Source organism: Mesorhizobium salmacidum (SeqCode) (genome assembly GCF_037179605.1).
Lineage (GTDB): Bacteria > Pseudomonadota > Alphaproteobacteria > Rhizobiales > Rhizobiaceae > Mesorhizobium > Mesorhizobium salmacidum.
Genome location: NZ_JAPYKS010000006.1, coordinates 250,715 through 276,594 on the forward strand (window position 1 = coordinate 250,715; position 25,880 = coordinate 276,594).

Consider the following 25,880-nt stretch of genomic DNA (forward strand, 5'->3'; position numbering starts at 1 on the left):
CGGCACACAGTTTTGTTCGTGTTCCGCCGGCCAACACTGGTGGACAACGCAGCGGTTGCGCGTTAGACAAGAAGAGGCATTTTTTCCTGTTTCGAAGGAGAGCACGTCATGCTCTCGCACGACCGCATCTGGGCTGCCATCGATGCTCTTGCCGAGCGCTATTCGCTTTCGGCTTCGGGTCTGGCAAGGCGCGCGGGACTTGATTCGACCGCCTTCAACAAATCGAAACGCCTCTCGTCTGACGGACGGCCGCGCTGGCCTTCGACCGAATCGCTGGCCAAGATCATCGAGGCCACGGGCGCTTCGCTGGACGAATTCACGGGACTGATCGAAGGCCGGGGCGCATCGCCCGCCAGCCGGCGCGCCGTGCCGTTGCTCGGCTTTGCCCAGGCAGGCGCCGGCGGCTTCTTCGACGATGCCGGCTTTCCCGCCGGGCAGGGCTGGGATCTCGTCGAATTGCCTGCGCAATCGACCGAGAGTTCCTATGCGCTGCAGGTGCAAGGGGATTCCATGCTGCCGCTCTACCGCAACGGTGACGTGCTCATCGTCGAGCCGGGCGCCGCCACCCGCAAGGGCGATCGCGTCGTCGTCAAGACCACATCAGGCGAGGTGATGGCCAAGGTGCTCGAACGCCAGACCGTCAAGTCGATCGAGCTGGTCTCGCTCAATCCGGAGCATCCGGACCGCGACATCCCCATGCGCGAGGTCGAATGGGTGGCGCGGATCGTCTGGGCAAGCCAATAGGTGCAACGGGTGCGACCTCCTCATCTTGTCCTGGCGGTTCTGATGGTTACGGTAATGGCGGCGCTGGTCGTTGCCGGCGGACGCACGCTGAAAGGCAGCGCAAGCACTGTTGCGGTGGATCAGATCGATCCCGGCGCCGATACGATCCCGCGGGCTAACACCGGGACGCTACCAGAAGAACCTGCCACCTCAGCCATACCTGCTCCGCAGCCGCCAAAATCGGCGGCGCATTCGCGGGCGATCGATCCGCAGGTCGTCGCGCCGCCGGAACTGCCCGCCGGAGAGCTCGAGCGGGTCGAGCCGCGCGAGCCGTTGAGCAAGCTGGCGCTCGCCGTGCCGCCCAAGCCCAAGATGCCCGACGACTGGAACGGCACAAAGCTGTTCCAGCCGGTCGCCCCGGCCGCCGGCCTGATCGAGGCGAAAGGCTATTCGGTCGCCGTTTCCGGCATCGATGTCGTCGGGCAGGACGAGACCTGCACCACCGATGGCAAATCCTGGCCGTGCGGTGTCCGTGCCCGCACGGCGTTCCGCGCCTTCCTGCGCGGCCGCGCCGTGATCTGCACGGTGCCGCCTGAAGGTGGTCGCGACCGGATCGCGGCGGAGTGCCGGATCGGCAAGCAGGATGTCGGTCAATGGCTGGTCGAAAACGGCTGGGCGCGCGCCGCCAAGGGCGGGCCCTATGTGGAAGCGGGTGACAAAGCACAAAGCGCGAAGAAAGGCATTTTCGGATCGGCGCCGAACCTTGCCGGCATCTCGGCGGCGCCGGCCGCACCCGCCCCGGCGCCTCAGGCGCCGGGCTCGATCCTGGAAGAGGATGGCGGCGTCCTCAAGCCAGCTGACCAGCCAACGCCTTCTGAATGAGCGAGCGGGTCTCGGTGACGCCGTAGAGGGCGGCGAAGGATCCGAAGCGTGGGCCGCGTTCCTGGCCGATCAGCACCTGATAAATCATCTGGAAGAAGGCGCCTGAAACGCCGGGGCCGCCTTCCGGGCTCTGCTTGGAATGATCCTGGTAGCGTTCGATCTTGCGCGCCACGTTGAGCGAAGCGTTCTGGATCGCCTCGCCGCTGGCGCCCGCCGGCAAGTCGCCAAGAGCCTTTTCGAGAGCCAGCAGCGCTTCGCGCTCGATCTCGTCGGCCGGTCGAAAGGTCTTCGTCGGCTTCACGAAATCGTCGAAATAGCGGATCGCATAGCCCGTCAGCCGGTCGAGCTCGGGATGGGTGGCAGGCGTCACGCCCTGCACGTGGCGCGAGATGAAGCCCCACAGCACGTCCTTGTTCTGCGCATTGGAGGCGCTGACCAGGTTGAGCAGCAACGAGAACGGCACCGGCATGTCGATAGCGGGCGGATTGCCGTCATGCATATGCCAGACCGGGTTGCCCAGCCGCTCCTTCCAGTCCTGACGCGGGTATGCGGCGAGGAAGGTGTAATATTCGTCCACGGCCCGCGGGATGACGTCGAAATAGAGCTTCTTGGCCTGCCGCGGCCGCTGGTACATGTAGAGCCCCAGGCTCTCGGTCGGCGCATAGGTCAGCCATTCGTCGATCGTCAGGCCATTGCCCTTCGACTTGGAGATCTTCTGGCCGTTCTCGTCGAGGAACAGCTCGTAGACGAAATGCTCCGGCGCCCGCCCGCCCAGGATGTTGCAGATGCGGTCATAGACCACCGCATTGGTCTGGTGATCCTTGCCGAACATCTCGAAGTCGACACCGAGGGCCGCCCAGCGCATGCCGAAATCCGGCTTCCACTGCAGCTTCACCCTGCCGCCGGTGACCGGCAGCGTGGTTTCGGTGCCTTCATCGTCGAAGGTGATGGTGCCGGCCTTGGCATCCACATGCTTCATGGGAACGTAGAGCACGCGCCCGCTCTTCGGCGAGATCGGCAGGAAGGGGCTGTAGGTCGCCTGCCGCTCCGATCCAAGCGTCGGCAGCATGACCGCCATGATCTGGTCGTAGCGTTCGGCGGCGCGCAACAGCATCGCATCGAAACGGCCGGCCTTGTAGTACTGCGTCGCGCTGGCGAATTCATAGTCGAAGCCGAACGTGTCGAGGAAACGGCAGAGCATCGCATTGTTGTGGTCGGCGAAGCTCGCATAGTCGCCGTCAAACGGATTGGGCACCGACGACAGCGGCTTGTGCAGATACGGCTCCAGCGCTGCGCGATCCGGCACGCTGTCGGGTATCTTGCGCATGCCGTCCATGTCGTCCGAAAAACACAGCAGCTTGGTCGCGACCTTGTCCTGCGTCAGCACGCGGAACGCATGACGCACCATCGATGTGCGCGCCACTTCGCCGAACGTGCCGATATGCGGCAGGCCCGACGGTCCATAGCCGGTTTCGAACAGGATCGATCCTGGAAAGTCGGCCCCCTTGTAGCGTTCGATGATCTTTTTGGCTTCCTCGAACGGCCATGCCTTGCTCTCGACCGCGGCCGTCAGCAGTTCGGGATTGAGATTGATGATGTTTGATCCCGCCATGGTCCTGTTTTCCAAAATTATTCGCCGCTCTGGCTGCAAGTGTCGATTTTCAACCGGTCTCTAGGCGCGCGTGGCCGGAGCGTCAACGCGTGGGGCGCTTTTTCCTTGCGGCCTCGGGCTCCCCTTCCTACCTTCGGAACCCGTTCAAGGAGTAAAGAATGCCGTCGCCCACCCCTCACGAAGCCCTGATCTATCTTATGGTCATCACGTCGGCCTCCGACCGGGACATGACCGACGTCGAACTGGCCAGGATCGGCGATGTCGTCCGCTCGTGGCCGGTGTTCGAGGATTTCAGCCAGGACCGGCTGGTTGCCGTGGCCCAGGCCTGCCAGAAGATGCTGCATGAGAAGGATGGGCTGGAAGGTGTCCTGACCCAGGTTGCGGAGGCGCTGCCGGAGCGGTTGCGCGACACTGCCTACGCAGCCGCCTTCGAAGTCGCCGCCGTCGATCTGGAGATGCGGCTGGAAGAGGTGCGCGTGCTGCAGCTGATCCGTCGTCAGCTCGATCTCGACACGTTGACCGTCGCTGCGATCGGCCGTGCGGCGAAGGCAAGGCTTCGCACGCTCACCTGACATCGGCCTGAACAAGGACTGTTGAGATTCAGGTCAGGCCGGCATCACCTGAATATCAGCAGTCCTAGAAAGAGCCGGCCGGGAACCGGATCAGAAAAAACTGACCGGGAAATAGCGCAGGTAGAATTCGGCGAAGGTGCCTTTCATCGAAATCTCCTGCAACGCGTAGTCGAGTGCCGCGGCCAGTGCCGGATTGTCCGCTCGCGTCGCGATGGCCATGCCGGTGCCCAGATATTCGGGCGCCAGGTAGGGGCCGCCGGCAAAGCGGCAGCAGCCGGCGGCATCGGAGCCGCCCAGCCAGAAGGCGAATCGCATGCCGTCGCCGAAGGCCGCGTCGATCTTGCCGGCCTTGAGATCGCCGTAGAGGGCCTCCGGTCTGTCGAAGGGGACGATCTGGACCGTGCCGAAATAGTCGCGCAGCATGCGTTCATGCGCCGAACCTGATATCACGCCGACGCGCTTGCCGTGCAATTTGTCGAAGATCGGTTCCGCCAGCGCCTTGTTCTTAGGCATGATGAAGCGTGCCGGGAATTGCAGGTAGGCGCGCGAGAAGGCGTATGTCTGTCGCGACTGCGGCGTTGCGGCAATGCCGGCGATGATCGCCTCGCCTTCGCCTTTCTCGATCGCGCCTTGAAGTTCCGCCCAGGGCAAGGCCTGGATCTGGCACCTGTCGACGATGCCGAGTTCCGCGCAGATGGCCCGCGCCAGGTCGATGTGGAAACCGGAAAGCTTTCCCGCACCATCGAGGAAATTGAAGGGCGGAAAATCCGTGGTCGTCAGGAACCGCAGCCGCGGCAGTGCCGAAAGGTCCGGCTTGGGCAGCCGTTCCTTGGCGTCCCAGAGCACCGGTACCTGCGGCTCCGCCGTGCGACCTCCGGGAACCCAGGCCAGTGCCGCGATGAGCGCCGCTGCCAGGACCTGGAACCTCCATTGGAACGCCACGATAGAACTCCCCGCACCGTGCTCGTGCCGGTTTTGGTACGAAAATGGTACAGGCACAATGCTTTTTGATTTCAACGCTTCGATTTCAGGATATGATTTGGTGGGTTTGCAAACAGCGGTGGCTGCCCTGGTGGGGGTACCAGGGTCGAGAACCACAACCGGAAGCGGGCGCTTTGCAATTCGTGGTCGGTGGCGAAGTGCCGGCAAGGCGTGGACCATGGACTTCAATGCATAAGGCAACATGGGGTTGATGTTGCGATGAGTCAGTTCGATCGGACGCTGGAATACATGGACCAGCTGCAGCACGCCGCAACGGCGGCCGCGGTCTGCGAGAAACTGTTAGGTGTAACATCGGAATTCGGCCTGACCGCGCTGATGGCCGGAACCGTTCCGAAGCCGGGCACGCCCACGGGTCAGCAAAAGCAGCATGTGCTGCTATGCGACTGGCCGGTCGAATGGCTCGAGCGCTATGTGACGCGCAACTATGTCGATCACGATCCCGTCGTCAGTCACATGAAACAGCTGCAGGCGCCGTTCCAATGGCGGGAAGCCGCCCAGGGCATTCGCATCGACAAGAGCAGTGGCGAAGTGATGGGCGACGCGGGCGCCTTCAAGCTGCGGGACGGGCTGGCCTTCCCGCTGATCACGCTCGATGGCGAAATCGTCATGGTGTCGCTGGGTGGCGAGGCCGTGGAACTGTCGGCGGCCGAGTTCGGCCTGGTCTCGCTGGTCTCGACCTATGCCATTGGCCGCGCCATGCAACTTCACACCATGCCGGCCACGACCATCGATCACATCGAACTGACGCCGCGCGAACGCGAGTGCCTGCAATGGGCCGCCGTCGGCAAGTCCGAATGGGAGATTTCGCAAATCCTCGGCATCTCCGAACACACGTCGGAGAAACATCTTCTTAACGCCAAAAGCAAACTCGGTGCCGTCAACCGGGTGCAGGCAGTCGCCGAGGCGATAAGGCGCGGATACATTAGCTAGGTCGGCCGTGCAGGCCTAGAATTTCTTGCCTACGTGATCACGCAATTTTCGCATCGAAGCACGGCCGTATCTTCCCCTGAAACACAGGAGACTACGGAATGCTTTTTTGTCTTTCGACCAAGGAATTGATGGAACGCCCCGACCTCTGGGAGGCCGTCCATCGGCTGCGCTACCGGATATTCGTCGAGGAAATGGGATGGGAGGACCTGCGGCGCCCCGACGGTTTTGAGGTCGACCAGTTCGATCATGACGAGGCGGTGCATCAGATCGTCATCAGGGGCGATGAAGTCGCGGGCTACCAGAGGATGTTGCCGACCACACGGCCGCATCTGCTGACCGAGGTGTTGACCGATCTCTCCGAAGGAACGCCGCCGACGGGCCCCAACATCTGGGAGTTGACCCGCTATGCGGTGGCTCCGGGTTTTCGCGATGGCCGGCGCGGCGTCTCGACGGTCGGCACGGAATTGATAGCCGGTTTCGTCGAGTGGGGTCTCAAGCGCGGCGTCGACAAGGTCATCATCGAGTTCGAGCCGATGTGGGTGCTGCGCGCATTGCAACTGCACTTCCTGGCGACGCCGCTGGGCTATCAGCGCACCTATGGCAACCAGCAGGTCGTGGCGACGCTGCTCACCTTCAACGAGCACACGCTGGACGTGGTGCGTTCGCGCCGCAATCACCATGCACCCGTCCTGGCCAGGGGGTATCCCGACATGCTCGGCCAAAGGAGGGCGTCATGAACGCGCACCCACAACCCGAACTGCGCAACCATGCGCTGATCGTCACCGTGTCGTCGAATGACGGCCGGCCGGTGCTCGACAGGAGGGCCTATGAGAGCCTTGCCAGGACGTTTCATGAAGCCGCCGAGAACGACGAGGTGCGGGTCGTCGTGCTGCGCGGCCTGGCGGGCTGCTTCTGTCTTGGCGGCGACTTCTCCGAATTCCTGGACGCCACCAAACATCAGAAGCTGATCGCCGCCGTCACCGACATGTTCCGCATGCTGGCAACGTTTCCAAAGCCCATCCTGGCCTGTGTCGACGGCGATGCCGTCGGCGTCGGCTGCACCATCCTGTTCCATTGCGACATGGTGATCGCGTCAGAAAAAAGCACGTTCCGGGTGCCGTTCGTCGATTTCGGCCTGGTGCCCGACGCGGCGACCAGCATCCTGGCGCCGCAGAAGCTCGGCTATGCCGGTGCCTTCCGCTTCTTCTGCCTCGGCGACACGCTTCGTGCCGAAGATGCCAGGGCGCTCGGCCTAGTCGCCGAGATCGTCCCGGAAGGCAGCGTCGAGGAGGCGACGCTCGGCCGGGCCAGGCAGCTAGCCAAAAAGCCGGTTGCGGCGTTGTTGCAGACGCGCGGCCTGCTCAAGGGCAACACCACCGCGCTTTGCGAGCGCATCGATGAGGAGATATCGCTGTTCCAGCAGGCGCTGCAGGACGACGCCACGCTGCGACGGTTGCAGCGGATCGCACGCCTGGCGGCCTAATGCATGTCGCCCGGAAGTGTCCTCGGTTCCGGGATAACGACATGCATAAAATCAGAAGCTTACAGCAGGTCGGGCGAATCCCATTCGCCGCGACATGCTGTAGAGCCGGATCAAGGGCGCTCATGAATTGCGCCGCGCTGCCTTTTGCTGCGCGGCGCCAAAAAGCGTCAGTCCTGCTTGCCCAGGAATGACGGCCCTTCGCCGATGATCTTCTTGTCCTCCTTGCCGATGATATCGAGATCGCGTCCCTCATAGGGCAGCGACAGGAGGATGCGACGCATCACTGCCAGCCGCGCGCGGCGCTTGTCGTTGGCCCGCACGATGATCCATGGCGCGAACTCCTTGTGGGTGCGCTCGAACATACTGTCGCGCGCCTTGGTGTAGTCGTCCCACTTGGTGATGCCGGCAATGTCGATCGGCGAGAACTTCCAGCTCTTGAGGGGGCTGTAGCGGCGATCGTGAAAGCGCTCGAGCTGCGTCTCCTGGCCGATGTTCAGCCAGAATTTGAAGAAATGGATGCCGTCATTGACGATCATTCGTTCGAAATGCGGCGTCTCGTCGAGAAACTTCTGGTGCTGTTCTGGGGTGCAAAAACCCATCACCGGCTCGACGCCGGCGCGGTTGTACCATGAGCGGTCGAAGGTGACGAATTCGCCCGACGTCGGGAAATGGTCGGCATAGCGCTGATAATACCATTGCCCCAGCTCCGTCGGGGTTGGCTTGGTCAGCGCGACGTTGCGCGCCGTGCGCGGGTTGAGGTACTGGCGCAGCACGAAGATCGTGCCGCCCTTGCCGGCGGCGTCACGCCCCTCAAACAGCGCCATCGCCCGCTTGCCGGTCGCCTGCAGCCATGCTTGCGCTTTGACCAGCTCGATCTGCAACTGCTCGAGCGTCTCGTCGTACTCCTCGGCTTTCATCTTCTTGTCGTAGGGATACCCGCCCGCGGTCAGCTTGTTCTCCTCGACCCAGTCCGGAAGCTCGGGATTCTCGATATCGAACTCCCGTTCCTTGCCGCCGATCCGGATTTTCAGCGGACCTGAAGTTGGCGTGGCGGAATTTTCCTTGGCCTTATTCATGCAGACGAACCCTTTTAAGTGTCTGGACTCATGCTATTGGGAGCCACTACAGCGCCGCGCGTCCATTTGGGCGCGCAAAGGACGCTGTAGCACTTTTGATTTGCGGTCCAGCGGAAGTTTTCGCCGCCGTGTGACCGGTGGAGGCTGGGCGCGCGAATGACTGACCCGGGCGCAGAGCAGAAAGGCATGGGGCAAGCGATCGCCGCCCGGCTGTGGACCAGCCGCTGGCTGCTCGCGGCCGGTGTCGTGGCGGTCCTGATCGCCTATGGCTTCGCGGGTATTTCCGCCTACGTGCTGGTACCGGCGCTGCTCCTGCTGCTGGCGGCGGCACTATTGCCGGTTACAGCTGCGCGCCATTCCGCCGAGAGCGCCGGGGCAATCGAAGCGATGGGCTTGCAGCGCCTGTCCGGCGAATATCTCGCGGCCGCCGTCGCCGATCCGCTCATCATCTTCGACCAGGCCGCCACCATCGTCCACGCCAACGCCGCCGCCTTTGCCGCCTTTGGCGGCATCGCGCCCGGCATATCGCTGCCGCTGAAATTCCGGGCGCCGGAAATGCAGGCGCTGCTGGACAGTGTTCTGTCGGGCACCGTCGCCTCGGATGTAGTCGACTATACCGAGAGACTTCCCGTCGAACGGGCCTATCGGGTCAGCGCGTCCTCGGTCGGGCATGGCACCGACCTCTACGTGCTGGTCTTCAAGGACCAGAGCGAGGCACGGCGCATAGACCGCATGCGCGCCGACTTCATCGCCAATGCCAGTCACGAGTTGCGCACCCCGCTGGCCTCGATCGCTGGCTTCATCGAAACGCTGCGCGGACCGGCCCGCAACGATCCGGCGGCGCGCGAGCAGTTCCTCCAGATCATGCAGAACCAGACCGGCCGCATGGCGCGACTGATCGATGATCTCCTGTCGCTGTCGCGGCTGGAGATGAAGCCCTATCTGAAGCCGGGAACCGAAGTCGATCTGCGCCAGACCGTCGACAGCGTCATCGATTCGCTCGGACCGCTCGCCCGGGAAAACAATGTCGCCATCGAACGCGATTTCGCCGAGGGGCCGCTCGATGTGCCGGGTGATCGCGACGAGTTGTTCCAGGTCTTCGAGAACCTTTTGGAAAATGCCTGCAAATACGGCCGGTCGGGCGGCCGCGTCGTGGTGTCGATCGCGCGCGGCGATGACGGTTCCGAACCAGGCATCGACGTGACGATCAGGGATTTTGGCCCCGGCATTCCCGAGGAGCATATCCCGCGCATCACCGAGCGCTTCTATCGCATCGATGTCGAGACCAGCCGGACCCAGAAAGGCACGGGACTTGGCTTGTCGATCGTCAAGCACATCCTGACGCGTCACAATGCCAGGCTGACGATCAAGTCCGAGGTCGGCAAGGGCGCCGCCTTCTCGGTCCATTTGCCGGCGCACTGATACTGCCCTAGTTTCCCACTGGACCGTTTCTTTTTTCTGTCATCCGGTTAGCGTATCAGCGGGGATTCGAGGAAACGACTCAAGATCAAGACACCCCGTGGGAAGGCATTTCGTCCATGCAGTCCGTTCACACAATGAGCGCCTTTGACGAGGAACTGAAATATCTCGCCAAGCGCATCGCAGCGATGGGCGGCCATGCCGAGCGCATGGTCGAGCAGGCGGTCGCCGCCTTGGTCAATGCCGATCCGGGATTGGCCCAGAAGGTCATTCGCGACGACATCGTGCTGGATGAGGGGCAGCGTGAGATCGACGACAAGGCGATCATCATCATCGCCAAGCGCCAGCCGATGGCTACGGACCTGCGCGAGATCGTCGGCGCCATCCGCATCTCGGCCGACCTCGAGCGGGTCGGCGACCTCGGAAAGAACGTTGCCAAACGGGTGGTCGCCGTCACCGACGGCCGTCAGCCGACCAGCCTTTTCCGCGGCCTGGAGGCGTTGGCCAACCTGGCGCTGACCCAGCTGAAGGAAGTTCTCGACGTCTATGCGTCGCGCTCGGTCGACAAGATCGGCTTCGTGCGCGACCGAGACGAACAGATCGATGCCATGTACACGTCGCTGTTTCGCGAATTGCTGACCTACATGATGGAAGATCCGCGCAACATCACGCCCTGTACGCATCTGCTGTTTTGCGCCAAGAACATCGAGCGTATCGGCGATCACGCCACCAACATCGCCGAGACCATCTACTACATCGTCACCGGCGACCAGATGCCGGCCGAGCGGCCGAAGAGCGACAAGACGGACAAGATCGGCCTCCCCGCGGCGCTGCCGGTGAAGTGAACGCACGTCCTCTCGAACGCTTGATCATATTGCGCTAAACTATCCCGAGATAAGCTTGCCGGTTCCCTAGGGAAGGCAACGCTTTCGGGAGGCCGCGATGGAATATGTCCGGGAGTTCAAGCCCTCGCCGCCGACATCGGGCATCATCGCCTGTGGTGTCTACACCGCCGGGCACCGTATCGCCGATATTCCCATCGAGGAAGCCGGCGAGTGGGCCAAGAAATCGGGACATGTCGTCTGGATCGGGCTGCTTGAACCCGACCGCGAACTTCTGTTGCGCGTCAAGGCGCAGTTTCATCTGCATGAGCTGGCGATCGAGGATGCCGAGCACCCGCACCAGCGGCCAAAGATCGAGCAATATGGCGATGCGCTGTTCATCGTCGCTCGCACGGCGCAATTGATCGAAGGGCGCGTCACCTTCGGCGAGACGCATCTGTTTGTCGGCTCAGGCTACATCGTCAGCGTCAGGCACGGCCCTTCCACATCCTATGCCGCCGTGCGCCAGCACTGGGAAAGCTGCCCGCATTCGCTGGCCAAGGGCGAGGATTTCGTCCTCTACGCCATTCTGGACTTCATCGTTGACAACTACATGCCCGTGCTCGAGCAGATCGAGGACGAGGTCGAGGCGATCGAGGACAAGGTCCTGCTGAAGCCCATGACCGGCCCCGATATTGAACGCCTCTACATGCTGCGCCGTGACCTCCTGCGCCTGCGCAACGCGGCATTGCCCCTGGTGGAAGTCTGTCGCCGGCTGACCAGCGCCGAGCTGCCACAGATCCATTCGGCCATGCACCCGCTGTTCCGCGACGTGACGGATCATATCCGTACCGTCCAGGAGAAGATCGACAGCCTGCGCGAGGTACTTGCCTTCGCCTTCGAGGCCAGTCTTCTGGTCGGTCAAAGCCAGGAAACGGCGATCTCCAAGAAACTCGCCTCCTGGGCGGCCATCCTGGCGGTGCCAACCGCCTTCGCGGGCATCTACGGCATGAACTTTACCGACATGCCGGAGCTGAAGATGGAATATGGCTACCCGATGGTGCTGGCCACCATCGCGCTGATCTGCTGCTTCCTGTACTGGCGGTTCAGGAAGAATGGGTGGCTGTAAAAGAGCGAATAGCGAATAGGGAGTAGCGAATAGGGGAAAAACTGCATTGCTCCCTCGCGGAAGCTCAATCAGTGCCTATTCGCTATTCGCTATTCGCTATTCGCTATTCGCTATTCGCTATTCGCTCAGCGATTCCGCCGCCGCTCCGCCGCTGGCTGGAACGCCACGCGGGCATGGTATTTGCAGTAGGGACCGGTTTCGGCGGCTTCGTTGCCGCAGAAATTGAAGTCCTCCGAAAGCGGATCGCCGTTCGGCCATTTGCAGGTGCGCTCGGTCAGTTCGACGAGCTGCAGATGCCGTGAGATCGGTACCACGACGTTCTCGACCGGGCGGATGTAGTGCCTTGCCACGGGTTCGGCGTCGAATTGCGTCTGAAGGGCCGTTGCGCCGATCGAAGTCGTGACATGGCGTGCCGTGCTCGCGGCGCGCGCCACCGACTTCTGGACGGAGGAGCCTTGCGATGCCTTTTTCTGGCGTGCCGGCGTGGCCGTTGCGCGGCCACGGCCCGACAGCTTCAGCCGGTGCACCTTGCCGATGACCGCGTTGCGGCTGACCCCTCCAAGCTGCGCAGCAATCTGGCTTGCGCTCAGACCCTCCGACCACAGTTTTCTCAAGAGTTCTACCCGCTCGTCAGTCCAGTTCATGACCGCGCTCCTTACAAGCGTGCGGCAATCAGAATCCATTCCCGACCCAGCACAACTGCTGGGGCAGACACCACATATATCTGGTGATTAGGTCCGCCGCACGAAATCTAGTTATTTCTCGACTACAACTACTCTATGCGCTGACTCGGTGACAAGAGTCCCAAGTGCAACACGAATCGGTTTTTTCGGTTTTCCCCAACTTGCCCGGTCGCTCATGAGCCGGCGTCGCGTCAGGGGGCTTGCCGCGCGCCACTACGCGACGTTTTCGTTGACTTCATGGCCGAAAAACACGATAAGCCGCAGAAGGCCGCCGCTTTGGCGGCTTTTTTGATTTTCCGGTACCGGAGACGCATATAATGAGCGGTTCGGCGCTTTACGAGACCTTTGCTCGCGCACCCCTGGCCTTCGACCATGGGGAAGGCACCTGGCTGGTTACCGACAAGGGCGAGCGATATCTCGATTTCGCTGGCGGTATAGCGGTCAATTCGCTTGGCCACGGTCATCCGCATCTGGTCGCGGCCCTCACCGAACAGGCGGCGAAACTCTGGCACGTCTCCAATCTCTATGAAATCCCGGGGCAGAGCAAGCTTGGCGAGCGGCTGGCCGATGCCACCTTCGCCGACAAGGTGTTCTTCACCAATTCCGGCGCCGAAGCGCTGGAATGCGCGATCAAGACGGCGCGGCGCTACCACTTCGTCAAAGGCCATCCCGAGCGCTTCCGCGTCATCACCTTCGAAGGCGCCTTCCATGGCCGCACGCTGGCGACCATCGCGGCTGGCGGCCAGTACAAATACCTCGAAGGCTTCGGACCCAAGGTCGAAGGCTTCGACCAGGTCGGTTTCGACGACATCGACGCCGCTGAAAAGGCGATCACGCCGGAGACCGCCGCGATCCTGATCGAGCCGGTGCAAGGCGAGGGCGGTATCCGTCCGGTGCCGACACAGTCGCTGAAGCGGCTGCGGCAGCTCTGCGAACAGCACGGTCTGTTGTTGATCTATGACGAGGTCCAGTGCGGCATCGGCCGTACCGGCAAGCTGTTCGCGCATGAATGGTCGGGTGTGACGCCCGACATCATGGCAATCGCCAAGGGCATTGGCGGCGGTTTCCCGATGGGCGCCTGCCTTGCCACCGACGAGGCGACCGTCGGCATGACCGCCGGCGTGCACGGCACCACATTCGGCGGTAATCCGCTGGCCATGGCGGTCGGCAACGCCGTGCTCGACGTGGTGCTGGAAGATGGTTTTCTCGAGGATGTCCAGCGCAAGGCGCTGCTGATGAAGCAGGGGCTCGCGTCAATAGCTGACGAATTCCCCGAAATTGTCGAGGATATCAGGGGCACCGGGCTGATGCTCGGCCTCAAATGCGCGATGCCCAACGGCAAGGTGAACATGGCGCTGCGCGACCAGCATTTGCTGGCCGTTCCGGCCGGCGACAACGTCATTCGCCTGCTGCCACCGCTCACCGTCACCGATGCCGAGATTCACGAAGCGCTCAACCGCATCCGCGCTGGCGCCAAGGGCCTGTCGGAGGCCATGGCCTCCGCCGCCGCGAAGTAATCCGGAACCATTCCTGATGTCAGTCCGCCATTTCACTGATCTCTCCACCGTTTCCGAAGGCGATTTGCGCTTCATGCTGGATGACGCGGTGACGCGAAAGGCGCGTCTCAAGGCCGGTGAACGGACCAAGCCGCTCGAAGGCAAGGTGCTGGCGATGATCTTCGACAAACCATCGACGCGCACGCGCGTTTCTTTCGACGTCGGCATGCGCCAGCTTGGCGGCGAGACCATCATGTTGACTGGCACCGAGATGCAGCTAGGCCGCTCCGAGACCATCGCCGATACCGCCAAGGTGCTGTCGCGCTACGTCGATGCGATCATGATCCGCACCACCTCGCATGAGCGGCTGCTGGAGCTGACCGAGAACGCGACCGTTCCGGTGATCAACGGCCTGACCGACGACACCCATCCCTGCCAGCTGATGGCCGACATCATGACTTTCGAGGAGCATCGCGGGCCGGTGGCTGGCAAGACGATCGCCTGGACCGGCGACGGCAACAATGTGCTGCACTCGCTGCTCGAGGCCTCGGCACGGTTCCGCTTCAATCTCAACGTCGCCGTGCCCGAAGGCAGCGAACCGGCGCAGAAGCATATCGACTGGTCCAGGGCGCATGGCGGCAAGCTGCATTTCACCCGCTCGCCCGAGGAAGCCGTCGACCAGGCCGACTGCATCGTCACCGACTGCTGGGTGTCGATGGGCCAGGAACACCGTGCTCGCGGCCACAATGTCTTCTCGCCCTATCAGGTGAATGCAGCGCTGATGGCCAGGGCAAAGCCCGATGCCCTGTTCATGCATTGCCTGCCGGCCCATCGCGGCGAGGAGGTGACCGACGAGGTCATCGACGGGCCGCATTCGGTGGTGTTCGACGAGGCCGAGAACCGGCTCCACGCCCAGAAGGCCGTGCTCGCCTGGTGCCTCGGTGCTTGAAGTCTCTTGGGTGCCTGAAGTGCCTGGGCGCCTGAAATGCCTGGGCGCCTGAAGTGCCTGGGCGCTTGATCTGCGGGGGCGCGATGCCTATCTGCGCCGCATCACGCAAATCAAGCGCGTTTGGACGCATGTGCCCACCAGGGCCGCATGGCCGCGCCCTGGAGCTTTGTCATGTTGGAAAGCCATCAAGTGACTGAACATCACCCCAAACTCGGCGAGTTCGGCTACGCCGGTGACGATCACGTCGTTCCCTTTGAAGTCGGTCCGCTCGACGTGCGTGGCCGCACGGTCCAGCTCGGGCCGATGCTCGACGCCATCCTTGGCCGCCATGACTATCCCGAGCCGGTCGCCCGCCTGCTGGCGGAAGCCTGTGTGCTGACGGTGCTGCTCGGCACCTCGCTCAAGTTCGAAGGCAAGTTCATCCTGCAGACCCGTACCGATGGGCCTGTCGACATGCTGGTCGCGGACTTTTCCACGCCCTCGGCGCTGCGCGCCTATGCGCGTTTCGACGCCGACCGGCTGGAGGCACTGATCGCGGCCGGCGAGACCTCGCAGCAAACGCTGCTTGGCAGCGGCGTGCTGGCACTGACCATCGACCAGGGCGCCCATACGCAGCGCTATCAGGGTATCGTCCAGCTCGACGGCGAGACGCTGGAAGAGGCGGCGCGCACCTATTTCCGCCAGTCGGAACAGATCCCGACCGACCTCAGGCTCTCGGTTGCCAAGCTGCTGACGCCCGGTGTCGGCGGTGCGCGCGAGCAGTGGCGCGCCGGCGGCATCCTGGCGCAGTTCCTGCCGCAATCGCCCGAGCGCATGCGCATTCCGGACCTGCCGGGTGGGGATGGCGATCCGCGCGAGGAGATCCATGATCCCACAGACAATTCCTGGCAGGAGTTGCTGGCCTTGCTCGGCACCATCGAGCCGACCGAGTTGATCGACCCGACCATCGGCGCCGAGCGGCTGCTCTACCGCTTGTTCCACGAGCATGGCGTGCGCGTCTTCGGCGGCGTTCCCGTCGCCGATCAGTGCTCATGCTCCCGGGACAAGATCCGCGGCATCCTCGAAGGCTTCTCCGCGCAGGAGATCAAGGACAGCACCGAGGATGGCGGCATCCACGTCGCCTGCGAGTTCTGCTCGACGCAGTACGACTTCGATCCGGCGGAATTTGCCGCTCAGTGAGCTATCTTTCCTTCTCCCCGTTCACGGGGAGAAGGTGCCGGCAGGCGGATGAGGGCCAGCGCGACCGCCGGTGCTCAGTTCACCGTGCGCCTTGTCCCCGGCAGATCGAGCGAGAAGGCGGGGATTGCGATGTCGAACGTCTCGCCGCGCTTGTTGCGCATCGTGTAGCGTCCGACCATGATCCCGGACGGTGTCGAGAGCGGGCAGCCGGACGTATATTGATAGCTGTCGCCGGGATTGAGCTCCGGCTGGTCGCCGACAACGCCCGGCCCGCGCACTTCCTCGACCCGGCCGGCACCATCGGTGATGTGCCAGTAGCGCGACAACAACTGCACGAACTCGTCCGACTGGTTGTCGATCGTTATCTGATAGCCCCAGACATAGCGGTTCTCCGAGGGATCCGAACGGTCCTTGAGATAGAACGGCCTGACCTGCACTTCGATGTTGCGCGTCACGGCGCGGTACATGAGCGGCTCCAAACAATCCGACGATTTTCGACGCTCCCGGTGAGCAGGTCAACGTGCGCGTCTTGTCGCGCCTGGCCTTGAACCGCAGGTGCCGGCAAAGAATGTCATTTAAGTGACACACGACAATGGTGGTGTGCACGAACCGGGCGACTCGGCGCTCTGTCGAACTGTTGAAAACGAGCATGATGCGGGCCGCCTTTCCGGAGTGACCAGATCTCGATGGAACTCACCTTCATAGCCGCCTCGCTTTCGACCGCTCTCATCCTTTCAAACGCCGCCAGCATTTCGCTCGCCGCCTCACGGCTGAAACGGCGCGGCACGATCGCCCCGCCCGCCGGCAAGTCGCAACCGGTATCGATCGTCGTCCCGTCGCGTGGCGTCGAGGCATTCACGCATGAAACGCTGGAACGCACCTTCGCGCTCGACTGGCCACATTATGAGCTAATCTTCTGCGTCGCCCATGCCGACGACCCGGTGGTCAAACTGATAAACAGGGCGATTGCCCGGTTTTCCAAGGTGCCGGCCCGGCTGCTGATCGGTGACGACCGTGTCAGCGCCAATCCAAAGCTCAACAATTGCGTCAAGGGCTGGGAAGCGGCGCGCCACAGCTGGGTCATCCTTGCCGATTCCAACGTCTTGATGCCGAGGGACTATGTCGAGCACATGATGGCGGCATGGCGGCCCGACACCGGTCTTGTCTGCTCGACGCCGATCGGTTCGCGACCCGAGGGTTTCTGGGCCGATGTCGAATGCGCCTTCCTCAACACATTGCAGGCCCGCTGGCAGTATGCCGGCGAGGCGCTCGGCCTCGGCTTTGCCCAGGGCAAGAGCATGCTGTGGAACAAGCCGATGCTGAACGCCAATGGCGGCATTCGCGCGCTGGCCGCCGAGATCGCCGAGGACGCCGCCGCCACCAAGCTGGTCAACGGCCTCGGCCTGCGCGTCAATCTCGTTGCGGCGCCCTTCGAGCAGCCGCTCGGCCAGCGTACCGTTGGCGAGATCTGGTCGCGCCAGGCCCGCTGGGCGCGCCTGCGCCGCGTCACCTTTCCGCTGTTCTTCGCGCCGGAACTCCTGACCGGCGCAGCGGTGCCTCTCGCACTGGCGCTGGTTGCGGCGGCGAGCGCGGGCGTCAGCCTCTGGGCAACCGCGATTGCCGTGTTGGCCGCCTTCTACCTTCCGGAATGCGCGCTGGCCTTGTCCAAGGGCTGGCATCTGTCGCCGCGCACGGTCGCGGCGATGATCGCGCGCGACGTGATGCTCCCGTTCATCTGGGCGCGCGGCTGGCTCGGCGGCGCCGTCGACTGGCGCGGCAATGCCATGATCATCCGCACCAAGGCGGCCGAATTGGAGGAGACGCCGTCGCGCGCCTGATCGCCGCGGACGACGCTCCTAAGCAGCTTATCTAGCGGCCTGCAAAGCCTGCGCGATGTCTTCCAGCAGGTCGTCGGCGTCCTCCAGGCCGACAGACAGCCTGAGCGTGCCAGGCCCGATGCCGAGTTCGGCGCGGGCCTCGTCGCTCAAATTCTTGTGCGTCGTCGTCGCGGGATGGGTGATCAGGCTCTTGGCATCGCCGAGATTGTTCGAGATCAGCACGATGTCGAGGGCGTTCTGCAGGGCGAAGGCCGCCGGCTTGCCACCCTTGACGTCGAGGCAAATCAGAGTCGAACCGCCCGACATCTGCTTCTTGACGATATCAGCCTGCGGGTGGTCGGCGCGGCCGGGATAGATGACGCGGGCGATCTGCGGCTGCTCGGCCAGGAAGTCGGCGATCCTGCCGGCGCTTTCCGTCTGCTGGCGCACGCGCAGCGGCAGCGTCTCGAGGCCCTTCAGCAAGGTCCAGGCATTGAACGGCGACAGGCTGGGGCCGGTGTGGCGGAAATAGTCGTGCAGGTTTTCGTCGATCCACTTCTTGTCCGACAGGATGACGCCGCCCAGACAGCGGCCCTGGCCGTCAATGTGCTTGGTGGCCGAGTAGACGACGATGTGCGCGCCAAGCTGCAACGGCTTCTGCTGCAGCGGCGTGGCGAAGACGTTGTCGACGACAAGCCGCGCGCCGATCGAGTTGGCAAGCGAGGCAACGGCCGCGATGTCGACGACTTCCAGCGTCGGATTGGTCGGGCTTTCCAGGAAGAACAGCTTGGTGTTCGGCCTGACCGCCTTTTCCCAATTGGCAATGTCGGTGCCGTCGACCAAAGTCGCCTCGATGCCATAGCGCGGCGCCAGCGTCTCGACCACCCAGCGGCAGGAGCCGAACAGCGCGCGCGCCGCCACTATATGGTCGCCGGCCTTGACGCTGCACAGCAGCGCCGCCGTCACCGCCGCCATGCCCGACGCAGTGGCGCGCGCGTCCTCGGCGCCTTCCAGCGCGCACATGCGCTTTTCGAACATGTCGACGGTCGGGTTGGCGTAACGCGAATAGATGAAGCCAGGCTCTTCGCCCTTGAAGCGGGCTTCCGCCGCCTGGGCGGTCTTGTAGACATAGCCCTGGGTCAGATACATCGCCTCGGAGGTTTCGCCGAAGCCGGAACGCAGGGTTCCGCCATGCACGAGTGCCGTCTGAGGTTTCCAGTTGCGCTTCTTGGTGCTCATCGCTTTGTTCCAGACACAAAAAAACCGGCCGCGAAAGTCGCAACCGGTCCATACGGCCTTGCGGCCCGACGGTCCTTTAGCGACTTGTTTAACGTGGCTGCAAGCCGACCGGCCAAATCACCACGGGATAACGACCCTTTAGACCCGCGCCACGCTTGCGTCAATTGCCGGCTTCATTAAGAGGTTTGTACCAAGGCAGGTTCCGCAAAGTGCCCAGCGGTTTTGCGGCAAGAACCTGCAACAAAGGAGACCAGTCTTGGGGCGGAGCCAGACTTTGCGGCAGACAGGCATTCTTCCCGATCAGGACATTTCGGCGCTGTTCCAGTCCGGCGCGCTGAAGTCGCCGCGTGCGCTCGATGCCGACCAGATCCAGCCGGCTAGTCTTGATCTCAGATTGGGCGAAAAGGCCTGGCGGGTGCGGGCCTCGTTCCTGCCCGGTCCCAACCACAAGGTCTCGGAAAAGCTCGATCGGCTGCAGCTCCATGAGATCAATCTGGCCGAAGGCGCGGTTCTCGAAACCGGCTGCGTCTATATTGTGCCGCTGCTCGAAAGCCTGGCCCTGCCGGCCGACATTTCGGCCTCGGCCAATCCAAAGAGCTCGACCGGTCGCCTCGACATCTTCACCCGCGTCATGACCGACCGTGGCCACGAGTTCGACAAGATCGCCGCCGGCTACAACGGTCCGCTCTATCTCGAAGTCAGCCCGCGCACCTTCCCGATCGTTGCGCGCACCGGTTCGCGCCTGTCTCAAATCCGCTTTCGCACCGGCAACGCGCTGCTTTCGGAAGCCGAACTGCATGAATTGCACCGCGCCGAGATGCTCGTCGCCACCGAGCCGCCGAACATTTCCGGCGGCGGCATCGCGCTGTCGATTGATCTCAATGGCGACAAGGATGGGCTGGTCGGCTATCGCGGCAAGCACCACACCGGCCTCATCGATGTCGACAAGCGTGCCGCCCAGGATGTCCTCGACTTCTGGGAGCCGATCCACAAGAGCGGCGCCGGCGAACTGGTGCTCGATCCCGACGAGTTCTACATCCTCGTCAGCCAGGAGGCGGTGCATGTGCCGCCGCTCTACGCCGCCGAGATGACGCCCTTCGATCCGCTGGTCGGCGAATTCCGTGTCCACTATGCCGGGTTTTTCGATCCGGGGTTCGGCCATTCGGCGGCCGGCGGCACCGGCAGCCGGGCGGTGCTCGAAGTGCGTAGCCACGAAGTGCCGTTCATCCTCGATCATGGCCAGATTGTCGGCCGGCTGGTCTACGAGCACATGCTAAAGCGCCCGCGGGCGCTTTACGGGACCGACCTGGGCTCGAACTACCAGGCACAAGGCCTGAAGCTGTCCAAGCATTTCCGCCCGCGCTGAACTCCCATTATCACCGGCAGATGCTTGCCCACGGGCAAGATTTTGAGGTCGAAATGGCCTCGCCCGGCCTTCGGGCCCCACCAGGGGAGAAGGCAGAGTTGGCGCCAGTTACAGCGCCTTCACCGCCACCTTCACCGGCTTTTCGATTTCCAGCGGGTTGCGCAGCGGCAGGCCGAAATCCCCTGCCTCGATCTCGAACACGTCGCCGGCTTCGGTCGTCACGCCGTCGGCGAAGGACAGCGTGGCCGTTCCGAACATATGCACATGCACATCGCCCGGCTGGCGGAACGCCGAATATTTGAAATGGTGGTGCTCGAGATTGGCGATGGTGTGCGACATGTTCGCTTCGCCCGACAGGAACGGCTTCTCCCACATTGTCCTGCCGTCGCGCACGATGCGTGACGTGCCGCGGATGTCCGAAGGCAGGTCGCCGATCAGAATTTCGGGCCCGAACGAGGCATTGCGCAGCTTGGAGTGGGCGAGGAACAGATAGTTCACGCGCTCGGTCACATGGTCCGAGAATTCGTTCGACAGCGTGAAGCCGACACGGAATGGCGCGCCGTCATCGCCGATGACGTAGATCCCGGCGATCTCTGGTTCTTCGCCGGCATCCTTGGCAAAGGCCGGTGACATGAGCGCGGCACCAGGCGCGACCGCCATGGTACCGTTGCCCTTGTAGAACCATTCCGGCTGCACGCCGACCTGGCCTTTCGCGGGCTTGCCGCCTTCCAGTCCCATACGGAACATCTTCATGGAATCGGTAAGTTGCTCCTCGCCGTCGGTGCTGAGCTTCTTGTGCATGGAATCGCGCGTCGCGGCCGAACCGAGATGCGTTAATCCCGTGCCGGTCAGATGCAGATGCGCCGGGTCGGGGTGATTGATCGGCGACAGGAGGCGGCCCCTCTTGTAGGCGGCGTCGAGATCGACCGTCTCGCCCAGTCCCTTGCGTTCGATCAGGGCCGTCAGGCCGACGCCGGTGCGGGCGGCCTCCATCGCCAGCGAATAGACGCTGCGCGCGCCGTTGATGATCCGGGTCTTCCCGCCGCTGCGGGCAACGACACGGATCGTCTCGGCGTCGTCGAGAATCTGCGAGATCAGCATGATCAGTCCTCTCTCATTTATCCGTATCCGGCTGCCAATGGGCAAACCCTGACCGGCGCGGCGCGGGAACGCGCCACGGTTGAAACGTTCGTCCGGATTGCGTTCGCGAACCTGGTCCTTCCCCGGACTTCTTGGTGCCGACGGGCCGCCGGCAGTTTCGCGATCTAGAACCCGTATGCCTCCTAGTCCTCGCCCCAGCCCTTAAGCCTTGTTCTTGTTGTAGACGTCGAAGATGACGGCCCCGAGCAGGACCAGTCCCTTGACCACCTGCTGCCAGTCGACATTGACGCCCATGATCGACATGCCGTTGTTCATCACGCCCATGATGAAGCCGCCGACCACAGCGCCGATGACCTGGCCGACGCCGCCCATCGCCGAGGCGCCGCCGATGAAGACGGCCGCGATGACGTCGAGCTCGCTGCCGAGGCCCGCTGCCGGCACGGCCTGGCCGAGACGCGCGGCGATGATCAGGCCGCCGAGCGCCGACAGCACGCCCATATTGACGAACACCAGGAGCGTCAGGCGCTCGGTGTTGATGCCCGACAGTTGCGCCGCCTTGGCGTTGCCACCCATGGCGTAGATGCGGCGGCCAATGGTCATGCGCTTGGTGACGAAGACGAACAATGAAATCAGCACGCCCATCACCAGCAGCACGATCGGCAGGCCCCGATAGGTCGCGAACTGGAAGACCAGGAACAGCGCCAGCGCGCTGCCTACCAGGATCTTGATGACGAACAGAGTGAAAGGCTCGGCCTCATAACCGTGGCGTTCGCGCTTGCGCCGCGCCCTGAAGCCGAAATAGGCGTAGGCGAGCACCGCGATCACACCCAGCACGATCGTCGTCATGTGCAGCGTGAGCCCGCTACCCAAAATGGTCTTGCCGGCGGCATTCACCGTCGGTGGGATCAGCGTCAGCGGGCCGATCACGTCCGGGATGAAGCCGGAACTCAATGCCTTGAAACTGTCGGGAAGCGGACCGACCGAGGAGCCGCCGCCAAGCAGCGCCTGGCAAATGCCGCGGAAGATCAGCATGCCGGCCAGCGTCACGATGAAACTTGGTATGCGGTGATAGGCGATCCAGTAGCCTTGCGCCCCACCGATCAACCCACCGACGATCAGGCAGACGATCGAGACCACGAGCGGGTTGCTGAACATGCCAAGCGGCCAGATCACCATCATCATGGCGGCAAGTGCACCGATGAAGCCGGCGACCGATCCTACGCTGAGATCGATATAGCCGGCGACGATGACCAGCAGCATGCCGAGCGCCATCACGATGATGAACGAGTTCTGCTGCACCAGGTTGCTGAGGTTGACCGGTTTGAACAGCGTTCCCGACGTCGTGTACTGGAAGAACAGCATGATGACGATCAGCGCGATGATCAGGCCGTATTCGCGCAGGTTCGTCGTCAGCGCCGAGACGGCGATGCGAGGACCCTGCTTGACGTCCTCGGCGGTGCCGCTTTGCGGCGCGGGAGCGCTGTCTGTGCTCATGATGCTTTTCCTTCTCCGCGAACAATAGCGCGCATGATTTTTTCCTGGCTGGCGTCGCTTGCCGCCATCTCGCCGACGATGCGCCCTTCGTTCATGACATATATTCTGTCCGAGATGCCGAGCAGTTCCGGCATTTCCGATGAGATGACGATGATCGCCTTGCCCTCGGCGGCGAGGCGAGCGATGATTGTATAGATTTCGTACTTGGCACCGACGTCAATGCCGCGCGTCGGTTCGTCGAGGATCAGAACTTCCGGGTCAGCGAACAGCCATTTCGATAGCACCACCTTCTGCTGGTTGCCGCCTGAGAGATTGCCGGTCAGCTGATAGACGCTGGATGCGCGGATATTGGTCTTTTTGCGATAATCGTTGGCGACGCTCATTTCGCGCATATCGTCGATGACGCCGCCATTGGAAACGCCGGCGAGGTTGGCCAACGTCACATTGTGCTTGATGTGGTCAATGAGGTTCAGCCCATAGGTTTTGCGGTCTTCGGTGACGTAGGCGATGCCGTTCTGCACCGCCTTGCCCACTGTCGAAAGGTCCACGGGCTTGCCGTTGAGCAGCACCTCGCCGCTGATGCGGCGGCCATAGGAGCGACCGAACAGGCTCATGGCGAATTCGGTGCGGCCGGCACCCATCAGCCCGGCGATGCCGACAACTTCGCCTTTGCGCACTTTGAGGTCGATGCTCTTGATCACTTGCCGTTCGGCATGGATCGGGTGGTAGACGGACCAGTCCTTGACCTCGAAAATGACGTCGCCGATATGAGGCTCGCGCGGCGGGTAGCGATCGTCGAGGGACCGGCCGACCATGGAGGTGATGATCCGGTCCTCGCTGATCTCCTTCCTCGGCAATGTCTCGATCGTGCGCCCGTCGCGGATGACCGTCACCTTGTCGGCGACGCGGTTCACCTCATTGAGCTTATGGGAGATCAGGATCGAGGTCATGCCCTGCCGCTTGAACTCAAGCAAAAGATCGAGCAGCGCCTGGCTGTCCTTCTCGCTGAGCGATGCCGTCGGCTCATCGAGGATCAGGAGCTTCACTTCCTTGCTGAGTGCCTTGGCGATCTCGACCAGCTGCTGCTTGCCGACGCCGATATGGGTGATCAGCGTCTTGGGGTCTTCCTTGAGCCCGACTTTCTTCAAAAGCCCGGACGTGCGTGCCTCGTTGGCGTCCCAGTCGATGACGCCGTAGCTGGCGTGCTCGTTGCCGAGGAAAATGTTCTCGGCGATCGACAGCATCGGCACCAGCGCAAGTTCCTGGTGGATGATGACAATGCCCTTGTGTTCGCTGTCATGGATGCCTTTGAAATGGCATTCCTGGCCCTGAAAAATGATCTGGCCATCATAGGTGCCGGAAGGATAGACGCCCGACAGCACCTTCATCAGGGTCGACTTGCCGGCGCCATTTTCGCCGACCACGGCGTGGATCTCGCCTTCCTCCACGCTGAGGTTGACGTTCGAGAGCGCCTTCACGCCGGGGAACGTCTTGGTGATGTCGCGCATCTCCAAAATCGTCGAGGTCATCAGGGCAAGCTCCTAGGAGGCCGGTAGAACCCATGCCGGGGTCGCTTTTAACGAAAAGGGGCCCTGCGTTGCGCAGGACCCCTGACTTTATAACCGAAATTACTTCAGGTCTTCGGCCTTGATGTAGCCGGAGTCGACGACCAGCGCCTGGTAGTTCGACTTGTCGACTTCATGCGGCGTCAGCAGGATCGAGGGAACGACCTTGACGTCGTTGTTGTAGGTCTTTTCATCGAGGCCTTCCGGCTTGCCGCCCGAGAGCACCTTGTCGACCAGCTGCACCGTGGCCTTGGCCAGTTCGCGGGTGTCCTTGAACACGGTCGAGTACTGCTCGCCCGAGATGATCAGCTTGACCGAGGCGGTCTCGGCGTCCTGGCCGGTCACGATCGGCCAGGGCTGTGCGTCCGTGCCGTAACCGACAGCGCGCAGCGAGGCGGTGATGCCGCGCGACAGTCCGTCATAGGGCGACAGGACGCCATCGACGCGGCTGCCGTCCGAGTAGTTGGCCGACAGGAGGTTGTCCATGCGCGCCTGGGCGGTTGCCGCGAGCCAGCGCAGCGTGCCGACCTTGTCCATGCCGGTCTGGCCGGACTTGATCTTGATCGAGCCGTCGTCGATCAGCGGCTGCAGGACGGAAATTGCGCCATTGTAGAAGAAGAAGGCGTTGTTGTCGTCGGGCGAGCCGCCGAACAGTTCGACGTTCCACGGCTTGGTGTTCGGGAAACGCTCCTTGAGGCCCTTGACCAGCGAATTCGCCTGGATCACGCCGACGCCGAAATTGTCGAAAGTGGTGTAATAGTCGACATTGGCGGTCTTCTTGATCAGGCGGTCATAGGCGACGACGACGACGCCCGCGTCGTTGGCCTTCTGCAGCGCATCCGACAGGGTGGTGCCGTCGATCGAGGCGATGATCAGCGCCTTCGGGCCCTTGGTGATTTCATTTTCCAGTTGGCTGAGCTGGTTGGGGATGTCGTCCTGCGCGTACTGCAGGTCGACAGTGTAGCCGAGAGCCTCGAGCTGGGATTTGACGGCGTCGCCGTCATTGATCCAGCGCTGCGAGGTCTTGGTCGGCATCAGCACGCCGACAAGACCCTTGTCGGCCGCGTGCGCCTGATAGCTCATGGCAGCGATGCCAAGGGCCGCGACGGCGGCCAGCGTTTTGATGATCTTCAACTTACTCTCCCTGGTTGATGGACGCGACACCTCGGGGCTTCGCGGGCCGCGCAGCCAGACAGGAGCGCAAACGCGCCGCTGTCGGCTTTATCGATCTCCGGTATCCTCCCAATCGGCTCCGCGATGCAGTTTCAATCGATACGATTTTGGTCGTTACCGCCCTTGCACCCCGGAACGCGCGAAGGGTGGGTCGCTTTGCCATAACTGT

24 protein-coding genes and 1 riboswitch are annotated in these 25,880 nt (G+C 62.8%); of the genes, 14 read left to right on the plus strand and 10 right to left on the minus strand.

What is annotated here, in order from left to right:
- Positions 1 to 108 precede the first annotated feature (108 nt).
- Both O7A60_RS10895 and O7A60_RS10900 read left to right on the plus strand, forming a co-directional pair.
- A complete protein-coding gene (locus O7A60_RS10895; protein WP_337106245.1) occupies positions 109 to 744 on the plus strand; it encodes a S24 family peptidase in 636 nt (211 codons plus the stop codon).
- A 9-nt stretch (positions 745 to 753) separates the two neighbouring features.
- Entirely contained in the window at positions 754 to 1,605 is an 852-nt protein-coding gene (locus tag O7A60_RS10900; protein ID WP_415926816.1) for a thermonuclease family protein, read from the plus strand.
- Here O7A60_RS10900 and O7A60_RS10905 read toward each other — a convergent pair.
- Entirely contained in the window at positions 1,571 to 3,217 is a 1,647-nt protein-coding gene (locus O7A60_RS10905) for a lysine--tRNA ligase (RefSeq protein WP_337106247.1), read from the minus strand. The genes O7A60_RS10900 and O7A60_RS10905 overlap by 35 nt on opposite strands.
- A gap of 158 nt (positions 3,218 to 3,375) precedes the next feature.
- On the opposite strand from O7A60_RS10905, the gene O7A60_RS10910 reads away from it, so the two are divergent.
- The gene (locus tag O7A60_RS10910; RefSeq protein ID WP_337106248.1) at positions 3,376 to 3,789 is read left to right on the plus strand and encodes a tellurite resistance TerB family protein; all 414 of its coding nucleotides are present in this window, start codon (positions 3,376 to 3,378) and stop codon (positions 3,787 to 3,789) included.
- Between the two features lie 90 nt (positions 3,790 to 3,879).
- Here O7A60_RS10910 and O7A60_RS10915 read toward each other — a convergent pair whose 3' ends face one another.
- Positions 3,880 to 4,731 (minus strand): transporter substrate-binding domain-containing protein, encoded by an 852-nt coding sequence (locus O7A60_RS10915; RefSeq protein ID WP_337106249.1) that lies wholly within the window; start codon positions 4,729 to 4,731, stop codon positions 3,880 to 3,882.
- A gap of 258 nt (positions 4,732 to 4,989) precedes the next feature.
- Between O7A60_RS10915 and O7A60_RS10920 the strand changes: the two genes are divergently transcribed.
- From O7A60_RS10920 to O7A60_RS10930, 3 genes are all read left to right on the plus strand, one after another.
- Complete coding sequence (locus tag O7A60_RS10920; protein ID WP_337106250.1) at positions 4,990 to 5,721, plus strand: helix-turn-helix transcriptional regulator; 732 nt, start codon at positions 4,990 to 4,992, stop codon at positions 5,719 to 5,721.
- A 98-nt stretch (positions 5,722 to 5,819) separates the two neighbouring features.
- Complete coding sequence (locus O7A60_RS10925) at positions 5,820 to 6,458, plus strand: acyl-homoserine-lactone synthase (protein WP_337106251.1); 639 nt, start codon at positions 5,820 to 5,822, stop codon at positions 6,456 to 6,458.
- Positions 6,455 to 7,204 (plus strand): enoyl-CoA hydratase-related protein, encoded by a 750-nt coding sequence (locus tag O7A60_RS10930; RefSeq protein WP_027141971.1) that lies wholly within the window; start codon positions 6,455 to 6,457, stop codon positions 7,202 to 7,204. The genes O7A60_RS10925 and O7A60_RS10930 overlap by 4 nt, the downstream gene beginning before the upstream one ends.
- A 167-nt stretch (positions 7,205 to 7,371) precedes the next feature.
- Here the strand turns inward: O7A60_RS10930 and ppk2 are convergent, their stop codons facing one another.
- Entirely contained in the window at positions 7,372 to 8,280 is a 909-nt protein-coding gene (gene ppk2, locus O7A60_RS10935) for a polyphosphate kinase 2 (protein ID WP_337106252.1), read from the minus strand.
- Positions 8,281 to 8,436: 156 nt separating this feature from the next.
- On the opposite strand from ppk2, the gene O7A60_RS10940 reads away from it, so the two are divergent.
- The 3 genes from O7A60_RS10940 to O7A60_RS10950 all read left to right on the plus strand — a co-directional run bounded on the left by O7A60_RS10940 (position 8,437) and on the right by O7A60_RS10950 (position 11,649).
- On the plus strand, positions 8,437 to 9,702 hold the full coding sequence (locus tag O7A60_RS10940; RefSeq protein ID WP_337106253.1) for an ATP-binding protein: 1,266 nt from the start codon (positions 8,437 to 8,439) through the stop codon (positions 9,700 to 9,702).
- Between the two features lie 116 nt (positions 9,703 to 9,818).
- A complete protein-coding gene (gene phoU / locus O7A60_RS10945) occupies positions 9,819 to 10,544 on the plus strand; it encodes a phosphate signaling complex protein PhoU (protein ID WP_337106254.1) in 726 nt (241 codons plus the stop codon).
- Positions 10,545 to 10,641: 97 nt separating this feature from the next.
- Positions 10,642 to 11,649 (plus strand): magnesium and cobalt transport protein CorA, encoded by a 1,008-nt coding sequence (locus tag O7A60_RS10950; protein WP_337106255.1) that lies wholly within the window; start codon positions 10,642 to 10,644, stop codon positions 11,647 to 11,649.
- Between the two features lie 125 nt (positions 11,650 to 11,774).
- Here the strand turns inward: O7A60_RS10950 and O7A60_RS10955 are convergent, their stop codons facing one another.
- Complete coding sequence (locus O7A60_RS10955; RefSeq protein ID WP_027141966.1) at positions 11,775 to 12,293, minus strand: GcrA family cell cycle regulator; 519 nt, start codon at positions 12,291 to 12,293, stop codon at positions 11,775 to 11,777.
- 356 nt (positions 12,294 to 12,649) lie between these two features.
- On the opposite strand from O7A60_RS10955, the gene O7A60_RS10960 reads away from it, so the two are divergent.
- The 3 genes from O7A60_RS10960 to O7A60_RS10970 all read left to right on the plus strand — a co-directional run bounded on the left by O7A60_RS10960 (position 12,650) and on the right by O7A60_RS10970 (position 15,956).
- On the plus strand, positions 12,650 to 13,849 hold the full coding sequence (locus O7A60_RS10960; RefSeq protein ID WP_337106256.1) for an aspartate aminotransferase family protein: 1,200 nt from the start codon (positions 12,650 to 12,652) through the stop codon (positions 13,847 to 13,849).
- A gap of 16 nt (positions 13,850 to 13,865) precedes the next feature.
- Entirely contained in the window at positions 13,866 to 14,777 is a 912-nt protein-coding gene (argF, locus tag O7A60_RS10965) for an ornithine carbamoyltransferase (protein WP_337106257.1), read from the plus strand.
- A gap of 147 nt (positions 14,778 to 14,924) precedes the next feature.
- Complete coding sequence (locus O7A60_RS10970; RefSeq protein ID WP_027141963.1) at positions 14,925 to 15,956, plus strand: Hsp33 family molecular chaperone; 1,032 nt, start codon at positions 14,925 to 14,927, stop codon at positions 15,954 to 15,956.
- 74 nt (positions 15,957 to 16,030) lie between these two features.
- On the opposite strand, the gene apaG is transcribed toward O7A60_RS10970, so the two are convergent.
- Positions 16,031 to 16,423 (minus strand): Co2+/Mg2+ efflux protein ApaG, encoded by a 393-nt coding sequence (apaG, locus tag O7A60_RS10975; RefSeq protein WP_337106258.1) that lies wholly within the window; start codon positions 16,421 to 16,423, stop codon positions 16,031 to 16,033.
- A 219-nt stretch (positions 16,424 to 16,642) separates the two neighbouring features.
- Here apaG and O7A60_RS10980 point away from each other — a divergent pair, with 219 nt between their 5' ends.
- Positions 16,643 to 17,794 (plus strand): ceramide glucosyltransferase, encoded by a 1,152-nt coding sequence (locus O7A60_RS10980; RefSeq protein ID WP_337106259.1) that lies wholly within the window; start codon positions 16,643 to 16,645, stop codon positions 17,792 to 17,794.
- 27 nt (positions 17,795 to 17,821) lie between these two features.
- Here the strand turns inward: O7A60_RS10980 and O7A60_RS10985 are convergent, their stop codons facing one another.
- Positions 17,822 to 19,012, minus strand: a complete 1,191-nt coding sequence (locus O7A60_RS10985) for an O-succinylhomoserine sulfhydrylase (RefSeq protein ID WP_140507551.1) — start codon at positions 19,010 to 19,012, stop codon at positions 17,822 to 17,824.
- A 56-nt stretch (positions 19,013 to 19,068) separates the two neighbouring features.
- Positions 19,069 to 19,146, minus strand: a riboswitch (SAM riboswitch).
- A gap of 140 nt (positions 19,147 to 19,286) precedes the next feature.
- On the opposite strand from O7A60_RS10985, the gene O7A60_RS10990 reads away from it, so the two are divergent.
- The gene (locus O7A60_RS10990) at positions 19,287 to 20,378 is read left to right on the plus strand and encodes a 2'-deoxycytidine 5'-triphosphate deaminase (RefSeq protein WP_337106283.1); all 1,092 of its coding nucleotides are present in this window, start codon (positions 19,287 to 19,289) and stop codon (positions 20,376 to 20,378) included.
- 108 nt (positions 20,379 to 20,486) lie between these two features.
- Here O7A60_RS10990 and araD1 read toward each other — a convergent pair whose 3' ends face one another.
- The 4 genes from araD1 to chvE form a co-directional block, all read right to left on the minus strand.
- Positions 20,487 to 21,479, minus strand: coding sequence for an AraD1 family protein (gene araD1 / locus O7A60_RS10995; protein ID WP_140507549.1), 993 nt, complete (start codon positions 21,477 to 21,479; stop codon positions 20,487 to 20,489).
- Between the two features lie 201 nt (positions 21,480 to 21,680).
- A complete protein-coding gene (gene mmsB / locus O7A60_RS11000) occupies positions 21,681 to 22,973 on the minus strand; it encodes a multiple monosaccharide ABC transporter permease (protein WP_027145661.1) in 1,293 nt (430 codons plus the stop codon).
- On the minus strand, positions 22,970 to 24,502 hold the full coding sequence (mmsA, locus tag O7A60_RS11005) for a multiple monosaccharide ABC transporter ATP-binding protein (protein ID WP_337106260.1): 1,533 nt from the start codon (positions 24,500 to 24,502) through the stop codon (positions 22,970 to 22,972). The genes mmsB and mmsA overlap by 4 nt, the downstream gene beginning before the upstream one ends.
- A 99-nt stretch (positions 24,503 to 24,601) precedes the next feature.
- Positions 24,602 to 25,672 (minus strand): multiple monosaccharide ABC transporter substrate-binding protein, encoded by a 1,071-nt coding sequence (chvE, locus tag O7A60_RS11010; RefSeq protein ID WP_140507547.1) that lies wholly within the window; start codon positions 25,670 to 25,672, stop codon positions 24,602 to 24,604.
- Between the last annotated feature and the right edge of the window lie 208 nt (positions 25,673 to 25,880).